The sequence below is a fragment of the Novosphingobium aureum genome (genome assembly GCF_015865035.1).
Lineage (GTDB): Bacteria > Pseudomonadota > Alphaproteobacteria > Sphingomonadales > Sphingomonadaceae > Novosphingobium > Novosphingobium aureum.
Window position 1 is genome coordinate 96,036 of record NZ_JADZGI010000002.1, and the last position, 19,900, is coordinate 115,935.

Annotated in this window: 16 protein-coding genes; 10 read left to right on the plus strand and 6 right to left on the minus strand. The window is 65.2% G+C overall.

The features are described from left to right. Positions 1-158 precede the first annotated feature (158 nt). Positions 159-1,514 carry a GntP family permease gene (locus tag I5E68_RS13630; protein ID WP_228727196.1) on the minus strand — a complete coding sequence of 452 codons (1,356 nt, stop codon included), beginning with the start codon at positions 1,512-1,514 and terminating at the stop codon, positions 159-161. A 189-nt stretch (positions 1,515-1,703) separates the two neighbouring features. On the opposite strand from I5E68_RS13630, the gene I5E68_RS13635 reads away from it, so the two are divergent. Next, entirely contained in the window at positions 1,704-3,032 is a 1,329-nt protein-coding gene (locus I5E68_RS13635) for an HD-GYP domain-containing protein (RefSeq protein ID WP_197164989.1), read from the plus strand. Between the two features lie 7 nt (positions 3,033-3,039). Here I5E68_RS13635 and I5E68_RS13640 read toward each other — a convergent pair whose 3' ends face one another. Together I5E68_RS13640 and I5E68_RS13645 are read right to left on the minus strand one after the other, a co-directional pair. After that, positions 3,040-4,821, minus strand: a complete 1,782-nt coding sequence (locus tag I5E68_RS13640; protein WP_197164991.1) for an SLC13 family permease — start codon at positions 4,819-4,821, stop codon at positions 3,040-3,042. A 15-nt stretch (positions 4,822-4,836) separates the two neighbouring features. Beyond that, a complete protein-coding gene (locus tag I5E68_RS13645) occupies positions 4,837-6,402 on the minus strand; it encodes a carbon-nitrogen hydrolase family protein (protein ID WP_197164993.1) in 1,566 nt (521 codons plus the stop codon). Between the two features lie 225 nt (positions 6,403-6,627). Here I5E68_RS13645 and I5E68_RS13650 point away from each other — a divergent pair, with 225 nt between their 5' ends. Then, on the plus strand, positions 6,628-6,897 hold the full coding sequence (locus tag I5E68_RS13650) for a hypothetical protein (protein WP_197164995.1): 270 nt from the start codon (positions 6,628-6,630) through the stop codon (positions 6,895-6,897). Between the two features lie 37 nt (positions 6,898-6,934). Here the strand turns inward: I5E68_RS13650 and queF are convergent, their stop codons facing one another. Beyond that, entirely contained in the window at positions 6,935-7,396 is a 462-nt protein-coding gene (gene queF / locus I5E68_RS13655; protein WP_197164997.1) for a preQ(1) synthase, read from the minus strand. A 278-nt stretch (positions 7,397-7,674) separates the two neighbouring features. On the opposite strand from queF, the gene I5E68_RS13660 reads away from it, so the two are divergent. The 3 genes from I5E68_RS13660 to I5E68_RS13670 all read left to right on the plus strand — a co-directional run bounded on the left by I5E68_RS13660 (position 7,675) and on the right by I5E68_RS13670 (position 11,362). After that, the gene (locus I5E68_RS13660) at positions 7,675-8,997 is read left to right on the plus strand and encodes a hypothetical protein (RefSeq protein WP_197164999.1); all 1,323 of its coding nucleotides are present in this window, start codon (positions 7,675-7,677) and stop codon (positions 8,995-8,997) included. Between the two features lie 71 nt (positions 8,998-9,068). Next, positions 9,069-10,289, plus strand: coding sequence for a cystathionine beta-lyase (gene metC / locus I5E68_RS13665; RefSeq protein ID WP_197165001.1), 1,221 nt, complete (start codon positions 9,069-9,071; stop codon positions 10,287-10,289). 59 nt (positions 10,290-10,348) lie between these two features. Then, positions 10,349-11,362, plus strand: coding sequence for a mechanosensitive ion channel family protein (locus I5E68_RS13670; protein WP_228727235.1), 1,014 nt, complete (start codon positions 10,349-10,351; stop codon positions 11,360-11,362). 74 nt (positions 11,363-11,436) lie between these two features. Here the strand turns inward: I5E68_RS13670 and I5E68_RS13675 are convergent, their stop codons facing one another. Next, positions 11,437-12,333 carry a GGDEF domain-containing protein gene (locus I5E68_RS13675; RefSeq protein ID WP_197165005.1) on the minus strand — a complete coding sequence of 299 codons (897 nt, stop codon included), beginning with the start codon at positions 12,331-12,333 and terminating at the stop codon, positions 11,437-11,439. A gap of 344 nt (positions 12,334-12,677) precedes the next feature. Beyond that, complete coding sequence (locus I5E68_RS13680) at positions 12,678-13,409, minus strand: helix-turn-helix domain-containing protein (protein WP_197165007.1); 732 nt, start codon at positions 13,407-13,409, stop codon at positions 12,678-12,680. Positions 13,410-13,769: 360 nt separating this feature from the next. Here I5E68_RS13680 and I5E68_RS13685 point away from each other — a divergent pair, with 360 nt between their 5' ends. From I5E68_RS13685 to I5E68_RS13705, 5 genes are all read left to right on the plus strand, one after another. Further along, positions 13,770-16,580, plus strand: a complete 2,811-nt coding sequence (locus I5E68_RS13685) for a bifunctional diguanylate cyclase/phosphodiesterase (RefSeq protein WP_323982177.1) — start codon at positions 13,770-13,772, stop codon at positions 16,578-16,580. A gap of 150 nt (positions 16,581-16,730) precedes the next feature. Next, entirely contained in the window at positions 16,731-17,546 is an 816-nt protein-coding gene (gene cobA, locus I5E68_RS13690) for a uroporphyrinogen-III C-methyltransferase (protein WP_197165009.1), read from the plus strand. Further along, the gene (locus I5E68_RS13695) at positions 17,543-17,839 is read left to right on the plus strand and encodes a DUF2849 domain-containing protein (protein WP_197165012.1); all 297 of its coding nucleotides are present in this window, start codon (positions 17,543-17,545) and stop codon (positions 17,837-17,839) included. Before cobA ends, I5E68_RS13695 begins: the two co-directional genes overlap by 4 nt. Further along, a complete protein-coding gene (locus tag I5E68_RS13700) occupies positions 17,839-19,473 on the plus strand; it encodes a nitrite/sulfite reductase (protein WP_197165014.1) in 1,635 nt (544 codons plus the stop codon). The genes I5E68_RS13695 and I5E68_RS13700 overlap by 1 nt, the downstream gene beginning before the upstream one ends. Next, positions 19,466-19,897 (plus strand): DUF934 domain-containing protein, encoded by a 432-nt coding sequence (locus tag I5E68_RS13705; RefSeq protein ID WP_197165016.1) that lies wholly within the window; start codon positions 19,466-19,468, stop codon positions 19,895-19,897. The genes I5E68_RS13700 and I5E68_RS13705 overlap by 8 nt, the downstream gene beginning before the upstream one ends. The last annotated feature ends 3 nt before the right edge of the window (positions 19,898-19,900 follow it).

The following is a 19,900-nucleotide window of genomic DNA, read 5'->3' on the forward strand; positions in this document are numbered from 1 at the left end:
AACGGCACGAAGCACCTCGTGCTTCTAAAAAATTCTTGAGGTGTTTTTCATAACTTACGCGAATTGGCTGACTTAGCCAGCCGCAGCGGCCAAACAGGCAGGACGATCTGCTCAATCTCCCGCAGCCACAGGGCACTGCATCGCATTGGCTGGGCTGATCAGAACATCGTGAACAGTGCGATCGCCACCGCCAGCCCGACCGTCGGCACCGCCAGTGTGAGCACGGCGATGGCCGGATAGGCGCGCTGGTGCGTCTCACCGCAGATCGCGCGCACGGTGGTGACGACATAGCCGTTGTGCGGAAGGCTATCGAGCGCGCCACTGGCGATGGCGACGACGCGGTGCAGCTGCGCCGGGTCGGCTCCGGCATCGAGGTAGCCGGGCGCGAGCAAGGGCAGAGCGATTGTTTGACCGCCCGAGGCAGAGCCTGTCAGGCCTGCGATGACAGATACCGCGATGGCCGCCCCGATCAGCGGATTTCCAGGAATGTCGCGCACCACGCTCAGCGCGTCCTGAAAGGCGGGCGAAAGTGCAGCGACCGAGCCGAAGCCGACAACCGCACAGGTGTTCGTGATCGCGACGACAGCCCCGGTCGCGCCGCGCGAAAACGCCGCAGGCATGCCAGCGCGGGCCCTGATACCGACGAGCACCGCCACCGCCGTACCGCAGCCCAGCGCCAGGACAAGCGCCCACTTGCCCAGCGATTGCGCCGGAAGAACGGCGGCGACACCCGGCAGGCCCTGAGGATACTGGAACAGGAGAAACACGATCAGCACGGTCACGAGAGGCAGGAGGCAAAGCAGCGGATGCGGCAAGTTCTCTCCTGCAACGATACCGTCGTCGCTGGGCCGCCGCTCGAAGCGCTCGCCTCGCTTCACCGCACGCACCACCATGCGATCGAGCAACAGGTAGCCGCCTGTCGCCATCAGCACGGCGACGACGAGACTGACCTGCCAGCCGGCGTAGGCCGTCGTGCCCAGGTATTGCATCGGGATAAGGTTCTGGATCTCGGGCGAGCCGGCGCTGGTCATGGTGAACGTGACCGAGCCGAAGCACAGGGCGGCGGGGATGAAACGTCGCGGCAGGTTCGCCTCGCTGAACAGGTGGACCGCCAGCGGATAGACCGCGAAGCCGACGATGAACACCGAGACACCGCCATAGGTCAGCAGCGCACAGGCCGCGACGACTGCGAGCACGGCATGGCGGATACCGATGCGCGCGACAACCGCGCGCGCGACGCTGGCTGCCGCCCCGCTCGCTCCCATCACCTCGCCGAAGATCGCGCCGAGGAGGAACATCAGGAACCAGTCGGCGAAGAACCCGGTGAACCCGCCCATGTAGCTGGTCGCGAAATCGGGTGTGCCCTCGCCCGCCAATGGCGGAAGCCAGGCAAGGCCGCTGGTCAGCGCTACCAGCGCTGCGGCCACCGGCCCGGCAAGCAGGATGTTTACCCCGCGCACGGTCATCACGATTAGCAGGACGAGGGCCGCGGCCAGTCCGATGGCACTGATCAATTCAGTATCTCCCGGTCTTGTTGTCACGGACCCGCACCGCATCGGGCCCGCACCGTATCACGCGATCGTGCAGCGACACGCCCGCCCTGTCCACGCCCGAGACACCTCTAAGTAGAACTTCGCAGCCGTCGGCTCACCTGCCCTAAGCGATGGTTTGCCAAGAAGATGCGTGCAGGACGGGACTTCATCATGACACTCAGGCGCATCGCACCGGGACAGGTAGAGCTGGGCATGTTCGTCCATGCCTTCGAGGGTGGCTGGCTCAACCATCCGTTCTGGCGCACGCAGTTTCTCGTAGATGACGAGGATCGGCTCTCCGCGATCCGCAAGGGACGCCTCGCAGCCGTGGTGATCGATACCGCACGCGGCCGCGACCTGGCACCCGACCCCGCCGATACCCGCCCCCCGCCTTCGCTGGCAACGCAAGGAACCACCGCCCGGCGTCGCCTCGCCGAACTCGTCAGCACGGCTTCCGCCTCTTCGCATGCGACCGAGCAGCCCATAGCGCGCCCGCCTGCCGTTCGCATCGCGGGACGGGCACCGCGCTCGGGGCCGGTTCCGATCGCACGTGAATTCGGCAATGCACGCCTGGCTGCGGGTCGGGCGCGCAAGGCGATCTCGAAGGTCTTCCTCGAAGCACGGCTCGGCAAGTCGCCGCGCGTTGCCGATGTCGCCCCGCTGGTCGAGGACATCTTCGCCTCGATCCAGCGCAATCCCTATGCCTTCTCGGGACTCATGCTGTGCAAGTCCGACAGCGAGGCAGCCTACCAGCACATGCTCTCGGTCAGCGCGCTGATGGTGAGCCTCGCGCGGCAGATGCGGCTGCCTCCGGGCGAGACCCGGCTGGCAGGCATGGCCGGACTGTTGCTCGACGTCGGACTGGCCAAGGTCGATACGGATCTGGCTGCAATCGCCCGCGATGAAACAGGCTGCGAGGCCATGGACCGTGCCCGGGCGGAACTGCGCGGGCGTCACTGCGTGGTCGGGCGCGAGATGCTTGCCGCCGCCGACGACGTGCCCGATGAAGTCCTTCAGGTTGCCATGCGCCACCATGAAAGGCTCGACGGCAGCGGCTTCCCGCAGGGCCTCGACGCACGCGATCTCGACGTGTTCTCGCGCATGGCCTCGATCTGCGACCGTTACGACCTGCTTGTCTCAGGGGCCGGCGAAGACACCGCGCTGGACCCGGCCGAGGCCATGCAGTGGCTGATGGAACGCGCAAGCGCCTTCGACGCCGATATCCTCGCCCGCTTCAAGGAGGCCCTCGGGGTCTACCCGGTCGGCGCCTTCGTGGTCCTGCGTTCGCAGCGGATCGCGATGGTCATAGACCAGTCACCCGATGCCCCCGAGCTGCCGACGGTCAAGGCGTTCTACTCCCTCGCCAGCGGCAAGCACGTGCGCGCGCAGGTGATCGCGCTGTCGCAATGCTTCGGCGAGGACGCGATCGAGGGCGTGGCGGACCTGTGCCACTACGGCCTGCCTCCCGCGCAGGACCTGCGCGCGGGACTGCTCAAATAGGCAAGGCTCAGATGCCGTACCAGAACACCAGTGAGGTAGAGAGCGCCGCGACCATGATCAGCACCAGCGGAATGCCCGAGCGCAAGTAGTCGGCAAAGGTGTAATCGCCCTCGGTCAGGATCATCATGTTGGTCTGGTAGGCGACCGGTGTCGCGTAGCACAGGTTGCAGCCGAACAGCACGGCAAGCACCAGCGGCTCGGCAGGCATGTCGAGCTGCTGCGCGATGTTGAAGGCGATCGGGGTGCCGACCGCAGCCGCAGCGGTGTTCGAGGCAAAGTTCGTGAGCATGGTCACGAAGACCATGATCGCGGCCAGAACGCCTGCCGGCGGGAGATACTGCAGCCCGCTCGAAAGCAGCCCCCCAAGCCAGGCCGCCGCACCCGACACGAGGATGAACTTGCCAATGGCGATCGAGGCCGCGACGAGCACGATGACCTGCGCCGACAAGGCACGCCCGACCCGCTCGAAGCGCACACAGCCGGTGGCGAACATCAGGATCGCGCCGGAGAGCGCAGAGATCGCGATCGGAACCAGCCCGAGGCTGGCGAGCCCGACTGCGCCGGCCATGATCGCGACCGCGAGCAGAGCCTTGCCCGAGCGCGCGATTTCCTCGCTGCCCTCGATCTGGAGCAGCCCCTCGTTCTGCGCGAACTGGCGCAGTTCCTCGGGCATGCCCATCATCAGCAGGACGTCGCCCTCCATCATCGTCGCGTCGGGCGAATGCTGGCGGGTATCGCGCAAGGGCTGCCGGGCATGGTGGATGCCCAGCATGGCGATGCCTTCGAAGCCCGCAGTGCTCGGCGTCAGCCCTATCAGGCGGCTGTCGGGCGCGACGATCATTTCGGCGACCATCAGGTCCTTGCCGGTGCGTCCGGAATCGGCGTTGATCCGCTCGACCAGCCAGGTCGGCGCGAGCGAGGCCGACATCTTGCGCGCGGTCTCACGCAGTCCGTCGTAGGTACCCTCGACCAGCAGCCGGCGTCCGACATGACCGCGATTTCCTGGCGGCAGCCAGGCGGTGACGTCGTCAGCGGCGATCCCGCGCACTTCCTCGATGGTCTTGCCGCGTACCGGGCTTTCCTGGGCCATGCGCAGCTTCGCGAGGAAGCGGCGGCTCTCGACCGATACCGTCCTGGTGTTGTCGGGCAGCAGCTTGGGCATGACCAGCCACAGGTAGGGCAGCGCGAGGATCATCGCGCTCAGCACGATCGGGGTGAAGTGGAACACGGTGAGCGAGCGCATGCCCAGGTCCTGCGCGATCGAGACGACGAGCAGGTTGGTCGAGGTGCCGATGGTGGTCGACATGCCCCCGATCAGGATCGCGGCATTGACCGGGATCAGCGTCTTGGAAGCCGGCATCCCGCCGCGCATCGCCATCTGCGCGAGAATCGGGATCATCAGCACCAGCACAGGGGTGTCGTTGATGAGCATCGACATGAACAGGCACACGACCAGCGTGAACAGGAGCCCCAGGCTCTTGTTGTACCGCCATATCCGCGCCAGCGAGCGCGCCGCCGGATCGAGCGCGCCGGTCACCACGAGCCCGCGCCCGAGGATCATTAGCGAACAGATGGTGACCAGCGCGTAGTGCCCGAAGCCCTCGAAGGCGAGCTCGAGCCCGGCGTACTTGTCCTCGCCCGGCATCGGCAGGACGTAGAGCAGCAGCGCGATGGCGCCAATGGTCAGCAGCGAGACGATCTCGACGCGCAACCTGCCGTTGATGAAGCCATAGAACATGGCAATCGCAAGCACCATCGCGCTTGCGGCGTGAAGTCCGGGCAGCATCATGTCGGGCCTTGTGCCTCAGCCCTGCGCCTGCGTCCACTCGACACGGTAGAGGTCGAAGCGGCGGTCGCGCAAGTTTCGCACCGCGCCCGACTGGCGCGCGGTCAGCAGCGAGTCGAGCGAGAGGTCGGCAATCGCGATGGTCTCGGTGTTGGGTGCGGTGTCCGCAGCCACGCCGTCGCGCGAGAACGGGAAGTCCGAAGGCGTGAGGATCGCGCTTTCGGCATAGTGCACGTCCATGTTCTCGACATTGGGCAGATTGCCGACGACGCCCGAGGTCACGACATAGCACTGGTTCTCGACCGCACGGGCCTGGCAGCAGTAGCGCACGCGCAGGTACCCGCGCCGCTCGTCGGTGCAGAAGGGCACGAAGAGCATCAGCGCGCCCTGGTTGACGAGGTGGCGGGCGAGCTCGGGAAATTCGCTGTCGTAACAGACCATGACCCCGATCGGGCCGCAGTCGGTCGGGATGACGTTGGCACCATAGCCGCCCTTGATGTTCCACCACTTGGCCTCGGACGGCGTGGGGTGGAGCTTCTGCGATTCGTGCACCGAGCCGTCGCGCAGGAAGGTATAGGCAATGTTGCGGATCTCGCTCTTGCCATCTTCGAGATCGATGCGGGTAGGATGCGAGCCGCCGACGATGTTGATGTTGTAGCTCACCGCCATGTTCTGCATGAACTTGACGAAACGCTCGGTATAGGTCGCCACCTTCTCGATCGCCTCGACCGGCTGCAGCTTGCGGTTGTCGGTCGAGAGCAGCGCCAGCGTGAACAGCTCGGGAAAGACGACAAAGTCGCTCTCGTAGTCGGCGGCGACGTCGACCCAGTACTCGACCTGCTCCTCGAAATCGTCGATCGATTCGATCTTGCGCATCATGAACTGGACGGTGGCCACGCGTACCTGCGAGGGCACGCGTTCCTTGAGGCCGGGCACCGACTTGCCGGTGTCGCGCGGGGCGAGTGGGTTGGTCCAGTACATCAGGACCGCGTTGCCGCCGCTGTCCTTATCTTTGGGGATGTAGTCGCGCAGGATCCCGCGCGGCTCGAAACCGCCGTTCATCTGGAAGTTGATGACCTGGTCGCGCACCTTCTTATCCATCACCGCCTGCAGGTAGTCGGTGGGATTGGGATAAGTGCGCTTTCGCCGCGCGTAGCCCGGCATGCGTCCTGCAAAGGCGATGCCCTTGAGCTCGAAGTGCTGGCACAGCTCCTTGCGCTTGCGATAGAGGCGCTGGCCGATGCGCAGGCGGCGGTAGTCGGGGTCCACGCAGACCTCGAAGCCGTAGAGCACGTCACCGTCGGGATCGGGAATGCGACCGTAGCCACCGTTCGTGATTTCTTCCCAAGTATGCGGCTTGAAGGCGAGGTCGGCGGTGATGATCATCGTCGCGCAATGGCCGACGATGGTGCCCTCGTACTCGGCCACGAACTGCCCCTCGGGGAAGTTGATGATCTGGCCGCGCAGCTCGGCGCGGGTGAAGCTATCGGCACGGCCATAGACCTTGACCGAAAGGCGCGCGATCGCCGGGACATCGTCGACGGTCGCTTCGCGGATGATGAGCTTAGCTTTGGTGTTATCCATGGGTCGCACTACTACGCGCCAAACCCGTGTCGGTTCCAGTGGTTAATCGTCCATGCCCGGCCTTGCGCAGACAGCCCATGCGAAAACGTGAGCTACGCGTTGCCAATCGCGAAATGCACAGGTCACGGCAGCAGCCTTCGCGCACTCGCTTGCAACTAAATGAATCTTTTTCCGGGATATTTCTGCGCGTTCAGCCGTTTGTCTTGCAAGGAAGGAGAAAACCACATGAGCGCCACTCTCATCGCCCTCGCCCTGTTCGGCTGCAGCGACGACGGGACTGTCTGTCAGCGGCTCGAGACCCCCGTGCAGACTTACGAGACAAGCCAGGAATGTACCGGCAAGCTGGACGATGCTTTGGAAACCGACGCCGCGATGCGCGCCGATGCTCCGACCGTCTATGCCCAGTGCATGCCCTCGAGCACGCTCGCCTCTATCGGCAAGCGCACTTTCGACCTCACGCGCATCAATCAGCGCATCCAGCTCGCCGCGAACTGACGCGGTAAATCCAAGGCGTATCGGCCTCTAGCGCGCCTCAGCCGCGACCGCGATAGCCCTGGACCCCCTGATCGGGCACCCACAATCCATTGGGTACCGGCCCCGACTGCCAGAAAACGTCAATCGGAATGCCGCCGCGCGGATACCAGTAGCCGCCGATGCGCAGCCAGTGCGGCTTCATCTCGTCGAACAACCGCTGACCGATGCCCACCGTCACATCCTCGTGAAAACCGTTGTGATTGCGGAACGAGCCGAGAAAGAGCTTGAGGCTCTTGGATTCGACGATGGTCTTGTCCGGCGCATAATCGATCACGAGATGCGCGAAATCGGGTTGCCCGGTGACAGGACACAGCGAGGTGAACTCCGGCGCTGCAAAGCGCACCATGTACAGTGCCGCATCGCGCGGGTTGGGCACGTAATCGAGCACGGCCTGCTCGGGCGAGGCCGGGAGCTCGCTCTGGCGGCCGAGGTGAAGCGGATTAGCGGTAGAGTCGGTCATGCCTTGAGGCCATGACTCCAAGCGCGGCCTGTGACAAGTCCCGAGCATCAATGTCGATCAGGACCTCTTGATCGGCGCTCGGGCGGCTCAGTGCAATCTACGTGTCCCGTGAGCGACTGAAGCCTTACAACGTCGACCGGACACGCCTCGGCGCATGTGCCGGCGGACGATGCCCCCATTAACATGCGGTTCAGCGCGACATGCCTTGAACCTGTCGTGCAATGAGGGGAAATTTCAGACAGTCCACCGGCCCAAATGCGGGCCTGGTCGCAATCGGCGTGATCGCGCCTGCCATGCTCGTATGCGCGGCGCAGGCCCATGGCCAGACATCGTTGAAAGGCTGGAGCCTGCCCGAGCCCGAGGCCAGCGCGAGCACGCCGGCGATCACCGGCCCCGTCGATCCGCTCGACCCGAGCACGCGGCCTCGCACGGGTTCGCAACCCGCAGACCCTAAGCTGCCCGCACCGGTAAAGGCATTGCCTTCGGCTGCTCCCTCCAGTGCCCCCGCCACCGGCACCGAAAAAGCCGTAGCGCCCCGCCCCGTCACCGTGCAGCCCGATGCCCCCACGAGCCGCGCCACGCCGCGCGCATCGGCATCGCCATCGGCACCAGCCCCGCGAGTCACGCCCTCGACCGAGGCCCGGCCTATCGAGGCTGCCACCACGGCACGAGACGAGACCCCCGAAGCAGCACCAGCCCAGCCCCCGGCAAAGGAGGCAGCTGCCCCCGAACCGAGATCTGCCGCTCCGGCAACCTTCGCGCGCGCCCCTGCAGCAACAGCAAGCCCACCCGAGCCCAAGAACGAATGGCCATGGTGGCCGGCGATACCGGCGGGCGTCGTTGCAGGCCTCGGCCTCGCTGCCTACGTCATGCGCAAGCGCCGCGCGGCGGTGAGCGTGCCCGAAGCAAACCGCGAAGCTCACGGCAATACCAGCTCCGAGCGCGAGCCGCCCTCATCGCGCGCTCGTGCTACGCCCGCTACACTGCCCGCTGCTCCGTCTCGCCCTGCCAGCGCGAGCGAGACCGGCGACGTGCCAGCGCCCCCGCGCGCCAGCGGCGAACTGGCCTTCGATCCGCTTTCTCTGCGCCTCTCACTGGTCTACGCGACCTTGCGCTTCCGCCTCCAAATTACCGCGGAGACCGAGATTCCGCCCGCACGGCTGCTTGCCGACATGATTTCGGCGCATGGCAGCCTCGGCAAGGAAGCCCAGCTGGCACCGGCAGTTGAGACCCTCACCGAGATCGGGTCGATCTCACCGCTGGCGCGCGGGCAAAGCCAGATCGTGACCGGCGAGCTGCAAATTCCACTCGCCGCGATCCGCCCGGTTCGCGACGGCAATGGCGCCTTCATGGTGCCACTGGTGCGCCTCGCATTCCTGGACGAGGAGCCCTCCGCTTCCCAGCCTGCCCCCTTGCCTACCCCTGGCCTGCCACGCCTAGAACTGGGCTGCGTCTTCGCGATCGGACTGCCTGGCGAGGGTCGGGCCATTGCCCCGATCCGGATCGACAGCGGACCGCGCGAGGTTGGCGGGCTTGTCGCGCAGGAAATCGAGGCGGGCAGGCGCCGCTCTCTCTCGCGGGACGCATTCCTGGCGGCCTGATCGGCGATCTCGCCCCTCGACCCTTGCCCGCGCGCCCGCTAGGCTATGGCAAAGCCAATGCGGAGAATACCTTGAGCGCAAATGCCGATCTAGAAAAGGCCAGGACGGGTACCAGGGTCGTGGGCGCCGGACGGCGCAAGGAATGGACCGGCGCGGTGGTCAATCCGCCGGTCTGGCGCGCATCCACCCACCTTTACGAAAACACTGCGGCACTCGGCGCGACGGCGCGCCACAACGAGGACGGGCGCTTCCACTACGGTCGGCGCGGCGCGCCCACGCAATGGGCACTGTGCGATGCGCTGACCACGCTTGAACCGGGTGCAGCAGGCACCGTGCTCTATCCTTCGGGCGTTGCCGCGATCTCCGGGGTCATGCTGACCCTGCTGCGCCCCGGCGACGTCATGCTGATCAGCGACAACGCCTATGATCCCAGCCGCTCGATGGGTACCGGCCTGCTCGCCGACTTCGGCATCGAACCGCGTTTCTTCGATCCGCTCGACATCGCCGCCTACGAGTCCGCCTTCTGCGAACGCACCCGCGTGGTGCTGCTCGAAGCCCCCGGCAGCCTCACCATGGAAGTGTGCGACGTGCCGCGTCTTGCCGCTATCGCGCGCGACAAGGGCGCGACATCGGTGCTCGACAATACCTGGGCCGGGCCGCTGGGCTTTGCCGGGCTCGAGAAAGGCGTCGATGTCGTCCTGATGGCGTTGACCAAGCACGTGGGGGGGCACTCCGACCTGATGATGGGCAGCGCCAGCGCAGGCCCCGAACTCTACGCGGCGTTGCGCAAGCGCGCACAGCAACTGGGAACGGTGGTCTCGCCAGACGATGCAGCCCTCGCCCTGCGCGGTTTGCGGACCCTGCACGTCCGCTTGCAACAGGAAACCCAGAGCGCGCTCAAGGTGGCGCGATTCCTGAGCCAGCGCGAGGAAGTCGCGCAAGTGCTGTGCCCGATGCTCCCGGGCAGCCCCGGACACGAGACCTGGAAGCGCGACTTCACCGGTGGATGCGGGCTGTTCAGCTTCGTCTTCCGCGGCGGGACGGCATCGGCCCGCAACCGCTTCGTCGATGCGCTGCGCCTGTTCGGCATCGGTTTTTCATGGGGTGGCTATGAAAGCCTTGCCCTGCCGATCGACCCGCGCAGTCTGCGCGAACGGATGCCCTGGCCACAGGGCTGGGACGGCACCAGCGCCGACGATCGCCATGCAGTGCGCCTTGCCATCGGCCTCGAGGACCCCGACGACCTGATCGCAGACATCGAGCAGGCACTCGCCGCATGGAAGGAAGGATGACCATGCTCACCGGTGGAGCCGCAGCGCCCTTGCCCGAAGCCAGCGAAGTGCCCAGGGACATGATGAGCGGCACGCCGGCAGTGGTCGAACAGGTCGACCAGCCGATCGCCGGTGCCGACGGGTTGCGAGACGCGCTCGCATCGCGCAGCACGACCTTCGGCGACATCGTCAATACGCTCGACAGCCTCGCCGTACAGATCGGGACGATCCGCGTGTCCGCCTGGGATCTCACCGTGATCCTGATCGTGCTGGCGCTGGTGATCTCGGTGGCATGGGCGGTCAGCAAGCTGGCCCATCGCCTGCTGGTCAAGGCGACACGGCTCGACATGACCCAGCGCCTGCTGATCGAGAAGATGCTCAGCCTGATGATATGGGGCATTGCGATCCTCGTCGGGATCGACGTGCTGGGTATCGACCTGACAGCGCTGACCGTGTTTTCTGGTGCTTTCGGCCTCGCCATCGGCTTCGGCCTCCAGAAGACCTTCGGCAACCTGATCGCCGGCATCATCCTGCTGATGGACAAGTCCATCAAGCCCGGCGACGTCATCGCCATCACCGATCAGGCAGGAAACTCGACCTTCGGGCAGATCCGCCGGATCGGCATCCGCGCGGTCTCGCTGACCACCCGCGACCAAAAAGAATACCTGATCCCGAACGAAAACCTGATGGTTACGCAGGTTGAGAACTGGTCCTATTCGAGCAAGAACGTGCGCATCCAGGTGCCGGTCGGGGTCTCCTACAACGCCGACATCACCAAGGCGGAGGAGCTGATGCTGCAGGCGGCAGGTTCGGTGAAGCGCATTCTCAAGGCACCGCCGCCGACCGCCTGGCTGGAATCCTACGGCGACAGCTCGGTCAACTTCATAATCCATTGCTGGATCACCGACCCCGAAGAAGGCATCGGCAACGTGCGTTCCGAGGTACTCAAGACCTTGTGGCACCTGTTCCAGGAGCACGGGATCGAGATTCCCTTCCCCCAGCGCGACATCAATCTGCGCACCAATGACACCATGCGCGAGTTCATCGAGGTCATGCGCGAACGCAATGCGCGCGAAGATGACCAGCGCCCCTGAACTCAGGGCGATTGCAGCAGGTCTACAAGCATAGAGGTTAGCGCTTTTCGCGAGGTCCGGCTAAAACGATCGCCTTAGCGACGACGCTCGCCCAGCTCCATTTCGAGCCGGTTTCGCCCCTTGGTCTTGGCGGCGAAGAGAGCGAGTTCGGCGCGCTCGATCGAGGAATCGAGCGTCCCTGCGATCCGCGCCACGCTGGCGCTCGCGGTCAGCGCGAATTCGCAATCACCGACCTTGGGCCGCAGTTCGGCCAATGTCGTGACCACGCGCTGGCAGATCGCCTCGGCCTGCTCGGGCGAGGTCCGCGGCAGAAGAACCGCGAAACGGTCCGAACCGATGCGCGAGATGATGTCGTCCGAGCGCAGCATCTCGCGCAGGAGATCGGCGAATACGCATAGCACCTTGTCGCCGGTATGCTGGCCGTACTTGATGTTGATCGAACGGAAGAAGTCGATCGAGAACAGCGCGAGCCCGCCATCCATGTCGCGTTCGATCATGAACTCGAGCATCGAGACGAAGGCGCCACGGTTGGTCAGCCCGGTAAGCGGATCGGTATGGGTCGCAGCGAAGAGCTGTTCCTTGAGCGAGCGCCGCTCGTCGATGCTGCGCATGATCGAGAGTACGCCGTAGACCTCGCCGGTCTCGTCGCGCAGCGCGCTGGAGCGGATTTCGAACCAGCTCTCGCGCTCGTCACTGGTCACGGCGGGAAATTCGATCCACTCGCGCACCTCGTGCCCGGCCACGGCGGCTCCATGGGCACTGGCGACCGGTTCGCGCGCATCCTCGTAGACGAGATCGAGAAAGTGGCGTCCGGCGAGCGCGTCGGGTCGTTCGAAACCAAGCTGCGCGATCGCTGGCGAGGCATCGACGATGTAGCCGCGCAAGTCGGTCTTGAGCAGGATGTCGGAACTGCTCTCCGCCAGCATGCGGTACAGCGTGACACCTTCGTTGGAGGTGAGGCTCGCCATCATACCGGCAGCGTCCTTGCGCTCCGGTCCTGTCCACCGCGTACTGCCGCCGCGCAGAGCGCCCGGCTCAGACGAAGAGCCCCGGGACGCAAAACTGGAAGAATACCCGAACCTGTCACTACGACGACCACTCAAGAAACGACAACCCGAACATGGGGGATGACACAATACGTATAGTCAGGTTAGTTATACTGATAAGTTAACACACCTAATTTAACGCTATGCTTACCCTAATATTTCCTGAACAAGTACTACCACAACGCCTGCTTTGCAAACGAACCCTGTATTCTAAGCGAAACTCCATAGGCGACCGACCGAGGACAAGCCCTCTCGGGACACCACGTCGATCACAACTCGATCATGATCCGGACCTTGTCCGGGGTCGTCTCGACCACCGAGGCAATCTGGTCACGGCAGCGCGACACGACGTCCGACAGCCCCGGCGTGAAGCGGTCGGGACGCAGATCGTCGCTCTCCACGCCGAGCACTTCGGCGATGGCGCCCATGCGCTCCTCGATCGGCCTGGCACGCCCCTGCTCCCAGGCCCATACGGTCGGCTTGCTAACCCCGAGACGTGCGGCCAGTTCGCCTTGCGTGAGCCCCTTGAGCTTGCGCAGGCGGTAGATCCGCTCGCCCAGTGATTCGCCGCCGATCATCGCGGTCGCGGGAGCCGGCTTGGGTGCTTCGGGCAGGACCCCGGCGTGCCCCTGAACCGCGCTGCGCAGCTGTGATGCGCTCAGCACGGCTTCGGAAAGCGCCGAATCGAAGGCGCAGCCGTAGAGCCTGTCGCTGGCCCAGACCACCCGGGCACGCGTCGCACCGGCCTCTGGGAGCGTTAACTCGAAAATCTCGCCGATCTCCAGCGAGACGGAGGTCTCGAGCAGGATGCCGGTGCGGCTGAGATTATGGACAGATACCCCGCTTTCGCTGCCGCTCGCAAACGTACCCTGCGTCTCCAGCAACAGACGACGACGCGCATCGCGCGGCTTGCCGACTTCGGGCGTAGCGCCACCTTGCACGGAAGCTTCACCGCTCCCGCCAGCATTGGCCGTCGTTTCGAAATGGGCCGCGATCGGCATCAAGAGTCCTCCGGATTGTGCCCGGATCGTCGGCTTGCCGAGTTAAGATTCGGTTAGCACGGGCCCGAACCGATCAAGTCCTGCGACTAACGGACCTTACCGAGGAGGTGGAGACCGAGCCCATTGGGCAGCGCTGCACAATACCGGAAAAATGCTCCGGAACGCTCTTGGAGCGCTCCAGACAGACTACCTGGCAATCAGGTCGAAACCGACCTCCTCCATTGCGAAAACCAATTGAGAATTAGCAGTTTACAACTTTGTAACCGGCCATCCCGTAATCCGGCACCAGAAACAAGAATCGGGTTGCAAACATTGCTAGATATCCTGCTCTGCATTCGGGACGCCCACGACCCTAAGTTCGTGCTGCTTGCCGCAAGCGTATGCGTCATGGCCGCGCTGACCAGTGTCCTGCTCATCCAGAAGGCCAAGCAAGTGCGGCGCGGGCCCGCGCGCTACTGGCTACTGGCGGCCGGCGCCAGCGCCGGGTTCGGTATCTGGGCAACCCATTTCATAGCCATGCTCGGTTATACCCCCGGCATGATCGCCGGCTATGCACCGGCGTTGACGCTGCTCTCCTTGCTGATCCCCATCGTGACGACCAGCCTAGCCCTGCGCGCGGCGGTCGAAACGAGTTACAAGGCCGCTCAAGGCGACAACTCTTCTTCGCCGATGCCGCTCAATTCCGGCATTGCAGCAGGGGCCATCATCATGGGCCTGGGCATCAGTGCGATGCACTATTGCGGTATGGCCGCGTTGACACTGCCGGCCCGCATGCACTGGGACGCTGGCTACGTGATTGTCTCGGTGATCGCCTCCATCGTTCCACTGGTCCCCGCCCTGCATTTCGCGATGCGTCGCGACCGGCATCGCGCCCTGCTTGCCGGTACCGGATTTATAGCCCTGGCTGTCGTCGGCCTGCACTTCACCGGTATGACGGCACTGTCGCTGACCCCCGAACGCATATCCCCTTCCGGCCTGCTCATCGCTCCTAACACCATGGCGATCCTGGTCTCCGCCTGCGCGCTGGGCGTCGTGATCGTGGCCATACTGGCCCTCGGCATGGCCAGGCGCAGCGAGAAATCGGTGCGCGAGAGCGAGCGCCAGTTCTCCCTGCTCCAGCGCGGCATCACCGACTGCGCGATCTACATGCTCGATGCATCGGGCCATGTATCGAGCTGGAATATCGGTGCCGAACGCCTCAAGGGCTATCGCGCCAACGAGATCCTGGGCATGTCGGTCGCATCCTTCTACACCCCTGAGGACCGCGCCGACGGCCTGCCCGCGAAGACCCTCGCCACCGCCGAGCGCGAGGGCAAGTGGCACGGGCGCGGCTGGCGCATGCGCCGCGACGGCAGTCGCTTCTGGGCGGAGATCACGCTCGAGGCGGTCCACGACGACAAGGGCGCACTGGTCGGCTTCGCCAAGATCACGCGCGACATCACCCAGCTCAAGGCAGACCAGGACCGCATCGCCGAGATCGGCCGGCAGCGCGATGCAGCACTCGGTCACATGCATCAGGGCCTGTGCCTCTTCGACGCAAACGAACGCCTGGTCCTGCGCAATGCCCGTTTCCTCGAGATGTACGGCCTCGACGAAGATTCGCTCCCGCCCGGCACCACGCTGCGCGAGCTCATCGTCATCGCGCTTACCAGCCGGCTTGGCCAAGCCCCCTCTGCCGACCGCATCGAGGTGAGCTGCCAGCGCATCCACGCGGGCGTGCGCGACCTTGACCATACCCCGATCCACGTCGCCTATTCCGACGACTTCGCGATCTCGCTGGTCAGCCGAGGGCTGCCGGACGGCGGCTGGGTATCGACCTTCGACGACATCACACACCAGCGCCGTTCGGAAGCGCGCATCGCGCATATGGCCATGCACGACGGGCTGACCGGCCTGCCCAACCGCACCCGCTTCAACATCTGGCTCGACGACGCCATCGAACATGCCGCTCGCAGCGACCAGAACCTCGGGATCGGCGTCATAGACCTCGACCGCTTCAAGGACATCAACGACACCTTCGGCCATGCCTGGGGCGATGTGGTGCTCACCGAACTGGCCAGCCGCATCTCCGCAGTGCTCGGCGAGAACGAGATCGCTTCTCGCCTCGGAGGCGACGAGTTCGGCATCGCCAAGCTCTATTCCAGCGAGAGCGAACTGGCCGACTTCCTCGCGCGGATCGAGGCCTGCTTCGCCCAGCCCGTAGAGCACGACAAGCAGGAACTCGACTTCGGCGCGAGCATCGGCGTCTCGGCCTTTCCCGCGGACGGTGAAGAGCGCGAGACACTGCTCAACAACGCCGACCTCGCGATGTACCGCGCAAAGGCGCAGCTGGGCGACACGATCTGCTACTACGAGCCGAGCATGGACGAGAATGCGCGCGCGCGCCGCAAGCTCGCCAACGACCTGCGCCAGGCGATCGAGCGCGATGAACTGACGCTGCTCTATCAGCCGCAGTGCTTCATCAGCGACGGACGCCTGTCGGGCTACGAAGCGCTGCTGCGCTGGCGGCACCCGACCTCGGGAACGATCTCGCCGGTCGAGTTCATCCCGATCGCAGAAGAAACCGGGCAGATCCTGGCCATCGGCGAATGGGTGCTGCGCGAGGCCTGTCGCGAAGCTTCGAACTGGCCCAACAGCCATCGCGTCGCGGTCAACCTCTCGCCGATCCAGCTGGTCCAGCCCGAACTGCCCGCGCTGGTGACCCGCATCCTGCTCGAGACCGGCCTCTCCCCGCGTCGCCTCGAGCTCGAGATCACCGAAAGCGCGATCATCACCGACAAGGACCGCGCCCTGCACAACCTGCGCCAGATCAAGGCGCTGGGCGTTGCCATCGCGATGGACGATTTCGGTACCGGCTATTCCTCGCTCGACACGCTCCACTCGTTCCCCTTCGACAAGATCAAGATCGACAAGTCGTTCCTGCTCCAGTCGGACCAGAACGAGCAGGCCCGGGCGATCATCCGCGCGGTGCTCGCGCTCGGCCAGTCGCTCTCGATCCCCGTGCTCGCCGAAGGCGTCGAGACCGCCTCGCACTTCGACCTGCTGGTGAACGAAGGCTGCCAGGAAGCACAGGGCTATTACCTCGGCCGCCCGGGCGAGGCCCCCAGCGTACTGGTGGCGCACGAGCCCGGCTCTCTGAAACTGGCGGCACTGCGCGCCGCGAACGGCTGATACGCCGGCACGAAGTCCCTGCAGCGCGCACCGTCGGCCCGCCGGAACCTCCCCAAGGCCGCCGGTCGACGGTGCCGCTAAAGCTGCCCTTAGGCCGCACAAAGGCATTCTGGCTGGCAGGACAGGCGCAACTTCGCCATCTCGCCGGGCATGGAACCGCAATTTCCTTCGCCTGACCACCCGATCGCGCCGCAAGGCACGGGGACCGTGCACCTCGTAGGGGCCGGTCCGGGCGATCCCGACCTCCTGACCCTGCGCGCCGCGCGTCTGGTCATGAACGCGCAGGTGATCGTTCACGACGGCCTGGTCGATGCCCGCATCCTCGAGATGGCGCGCCCCGGCGCGCGTCTCGTCTCGGTCGCCAAGAGCCGCTCGCGCCACACCATGAAGCAGGAAGCGATCAACGACCTGCTCGTCGCCGAAGCGCGCAAGGGACGCGACGTGATCCGCCTCAAGGGCGGCGACCCCTTCATCTTCGGCCGCGGCGGCGAAGAGGCAGAGGCCTGCCGCGCTGCCGGTGTACCGGTCGCGGTTGTCCCCGGCATCTCCTCCGCGCTGGGTGCTTCCGCCGCGGCGCAGGTCCCACTCACCCACCGCGACCATGCCTCGATCGTCAGCTTCGTCGCTGGCCAGTGCAAGGGCCTGTCCGAACAGGACTGGTCAGGCCTCGCCGGCAAGGGCCGTACGCTCGTCATCTTCATGGGCCTCGCCACCGCGCCGCAGATCAGCGACAAGCTGATCGCCGACGGCCTCTCGCCGGAAGTGCCTGTCGCGGTCATCGAGAAGGCGACGCGTGCTGACATGCGCGTGCTGCGCAGCCCCCTTGCCGGGCTTGCCGAGCTCGTCGAGCGCGAGGCCGTCGCGAGCCCGGCCCTCATCGTCATCGGCGACGTCGCCGCCGAACCATCCGACCACACGTTACGCGCCCGCCTCGATATGGCCGGCGCGCTGGAGGCAGAACTGTGAAGATCCTGACGGGCAACGACCTCAAGAGCGGGGCGGTGATCTGGTGGACCGGCGTTGGCTGGTCGCTCGACGTCGCCGAGGCCGCCGATACCGGCGAGGACGGCGCCAAGATCGCCGCGCGCGAGGAAGGTGCCCAGAACGTCGTGGGCGCCTATGTCGTCGATGCCGAGAAGGACGCAGACGGGGTGCGCCCCGCGCACATCAAGGAGCGCATCCGCGCTTTCGGTCCGACCGTGCGCCTCGATCTCACGCTCAAGCCCTCCGACCCCGAAGCCGTGAACTGGGTGATCTGATGTACAAGTACGATGAATACGACCAGCAGATGGTCGCGACGCGCGTCGAGGAATTCCGCGATCAGGTGCGTCGCCGTCTCGCCGGTGAGCTGACCGAGGACCAGTTCAAGCCGCTGCGCCTGCAGAACGGGCTCTACCTCCAGCTCCACGCCTACATGCTGCGCGTCGCGGTGCCCTATGGCACGCTCAACGCTGCGCAGATGACCGTGCTCGGCGACATCGCCGACAAGTACGACCGCGGCTACGGACACTTCACCACGCGGCAGAACATCCAGTACAACTGGATCAAGCTGGAAGACACGCCCGAGGCGCTGGCCGATCTTGCCAAGGTCGAGATGCACGCCATCCAGACCAGCGGCAACTGCATCCGCAACATCTCCTGCGACCAGTATGCGGGCGCTTCGGCCGACGAAATTGTCGATCCGCGCCCCTATGCGGAACTCCTGCGCCAGTGGTCGAGCTTCCACCCGGAATTCCTCGTCCTGCCGCGCAAGTTCAAGATCGCGGTGATCGCGAGCGAGATCGATCGCGCGGCCATGCGCCTGCACGACATCGGCATCCGCATCGTCAGGAACGATGCCGGCGAGATCGGCGCCGAATTCCACGTCGGCGGTGGCATGGGCCGTACGCCCTTCGTCGCCAAGAAGTTGCGTGACTTCGTTCCGCTCGACCAGCTGATCACCTATTCCGAGGCTTGCCTACGCGTCTACAACCGCTATGGCCGCCGCGACAACAAGTACAAGGCGCGTATCAAGATCCTCGTCCACGAACTGGGCCTCGAGGAATACAAGCGCCAGGTCGAGGAGGAGTTCGCCCACCTCGCCAGCCAGCCGATCGAGCCGCCGCTGGCCGAGCTCGAGCGCATCAAGGCGATGTTCACCGACCCCGCCTTCGACAGCGATGCATCGGACGAGCTGGACCTCACCGATCCCGACTTCCGCCTGTGGGTCGAGCGCAACACCCATGCGCACAAGACGCCGGGCTACGTCATCGCCAACGTCTCGCTCAAGCCCATCGGCGGTATTCCGGGCGATGCGACCAGCGACCAGATCCGCCTCATGGCACAGCTGGCCAAGGACTACAGCTTCGATGAGCTGCGCGTGACCCACGCACAGAACATCGTCTTCCCGCACGTGAAAAAGAGCGATCTCTACACCGTGTGGAAGGCGCTCGACGAGGCGGGGCTCTCGACCGCCAACCTCGACAGCATCGGCGACATCATCGCCTGCCCCGGGCTCGACTACTGCGCGCTCGCCAATGCGCGCTCGATCCCGGTCGCGCAGAAGATCTCCGAGCGCTTCGGTTCGGCCGAGCGCCAGGCCGAGATCGGCGAGCTCAAGCTCAAGATCTCGGGCTGCATCAATGCCTGCGGCCACCACCATGCGGGCCACATCGGCATCCTTGGCGTCGACAAGAAGGGCAAGGAAAACTACCAGCTCCTGCTCGGCGGCTCGGAAGGCGCCGACACGTCGCTGGGCAAGATCACCGGCCCCGGCTTCGACGAGGACGGCGTGGTCGACGCCACCGAGAAGGCCATCAACGTCTACCTCGCCAACAAGCAGGGCGAGGAGCGCTTCCTCGACACCTATCGCCGCATCGGCATGGAGCCGTTCAAGGAGGCCATCTATGGTTGAAGTTCAGTTCCGCCTGCGTGACGACGATGCCGTCAACGACCCCGCCGTGACCGTCGATGCTTTCACCCAGCAGAGCAACTCGACCGCCGTGCGCATCGAGCCGGGCGACGATGCCCGTGACCTGCTGCCCTCGCTCGAACGCCTCGCGCTCGTCGAGGTCAGCTTTCCGGCATGGACCGACGGGCGCGGCTATTCCTCGGCCCGTATCCTGCGCGAGGCAGGCTACACCGGCGAGCTGCGTGCAGTCGGCGACGTTGTGATCGACATGCTCGGTCATCTGCGCCGCTGCGGCTTCGATGCCTTTGCTCCCGAGCACCCGCTCAATCCCGACGATGCGAAGACCGCCTTCGAACGCTGGGAAAATGTATATCAGGCGACCGGGATCGACGGCCGCCAGCCGATCTGGGCCAAGCGTCACGGCTGATCC

Excerpts from the sequence above, each read along its gene's own strand:
- I5E68_RS13635 (WP_197164989.1), top strand. The coding sequence starts at position 1,704 with ATGACACTCAGGCGCATCGCACCGGGACAGGTAGAGCTGGGCATGTTC.
- I5E68_RS13640 (WP_197164991.1), bottom strand. The coding sequence starts at position 4,821 with ATGATGCTGCCCGGACTTCACGCCGCAAGCGCGATGGTGCTTGCGATT.
- I5E68_RS13645 (WP_197164993.1), bottom strand. The coding sequence starts at position 6,402 with ATGGATAACACCAAAGCTAAGCTCATCATCCGCGAAGCGACCGTCGAC.
- I5E68_RS13650 (WP_197164995.1), top strand. The coding sequence starts at position 6,628 with ATGAGCGCCACTCTCATCGCCCTCGCCCTGTTCGGCTGCAGCGACGAC.
- queF (WP_197164997.1), bottom strand. The coding sequence starts at position 7,396 with ATGACCGACTCTACCGCTAATCCGCTTCACCTCGGCCGCCAGAGCGAG.
- I5E68_RS13670 (WP_228727235.1), top strand. The coding sequence starts at position 10,349 with ATGATGAGCGGCACGCCGGCAGTGGTCGAACAGGTCGACCAGCCGATC.
- I5E68_RS13675 (WP_197165005.1), bottom strand. The coding sequence starts at position 12,333 with ATGATGGCGAGCCTCACCTCCAACGAAGGTGTCACGCTGTACCGCATG.
- I5E68_RS13680 (WP_197165007.1), bottom strand. The coding sequence starts at position 13,409 with ATGCCGATCGCGGCCCATTTCGAAACGACGGCCAATGCTGGCGGGAGC.
- cobA (WP_197165009.1), top strand. The coding sequence starts at position 16,731 with ATGGAACCGCAATTTCCTTCGCCTGACCACCCGATCGCGCCGCAAGGC.
- I5E68_RS13700 (WP_197165014.1), top strand. The coding sequence starts at position 17,839 with ATGTACAAGTACGATGAATACGACCAGCAGATGGTCGCGACGCGCGTC.
- I5E68_RS13705 (WP_197165016.1), top strand. The coding sequence starts at position 19,466 with ATGGTTGAAGTTCAGTTCCGCCTGCGTGACGACGATGCCGTCAACGAC.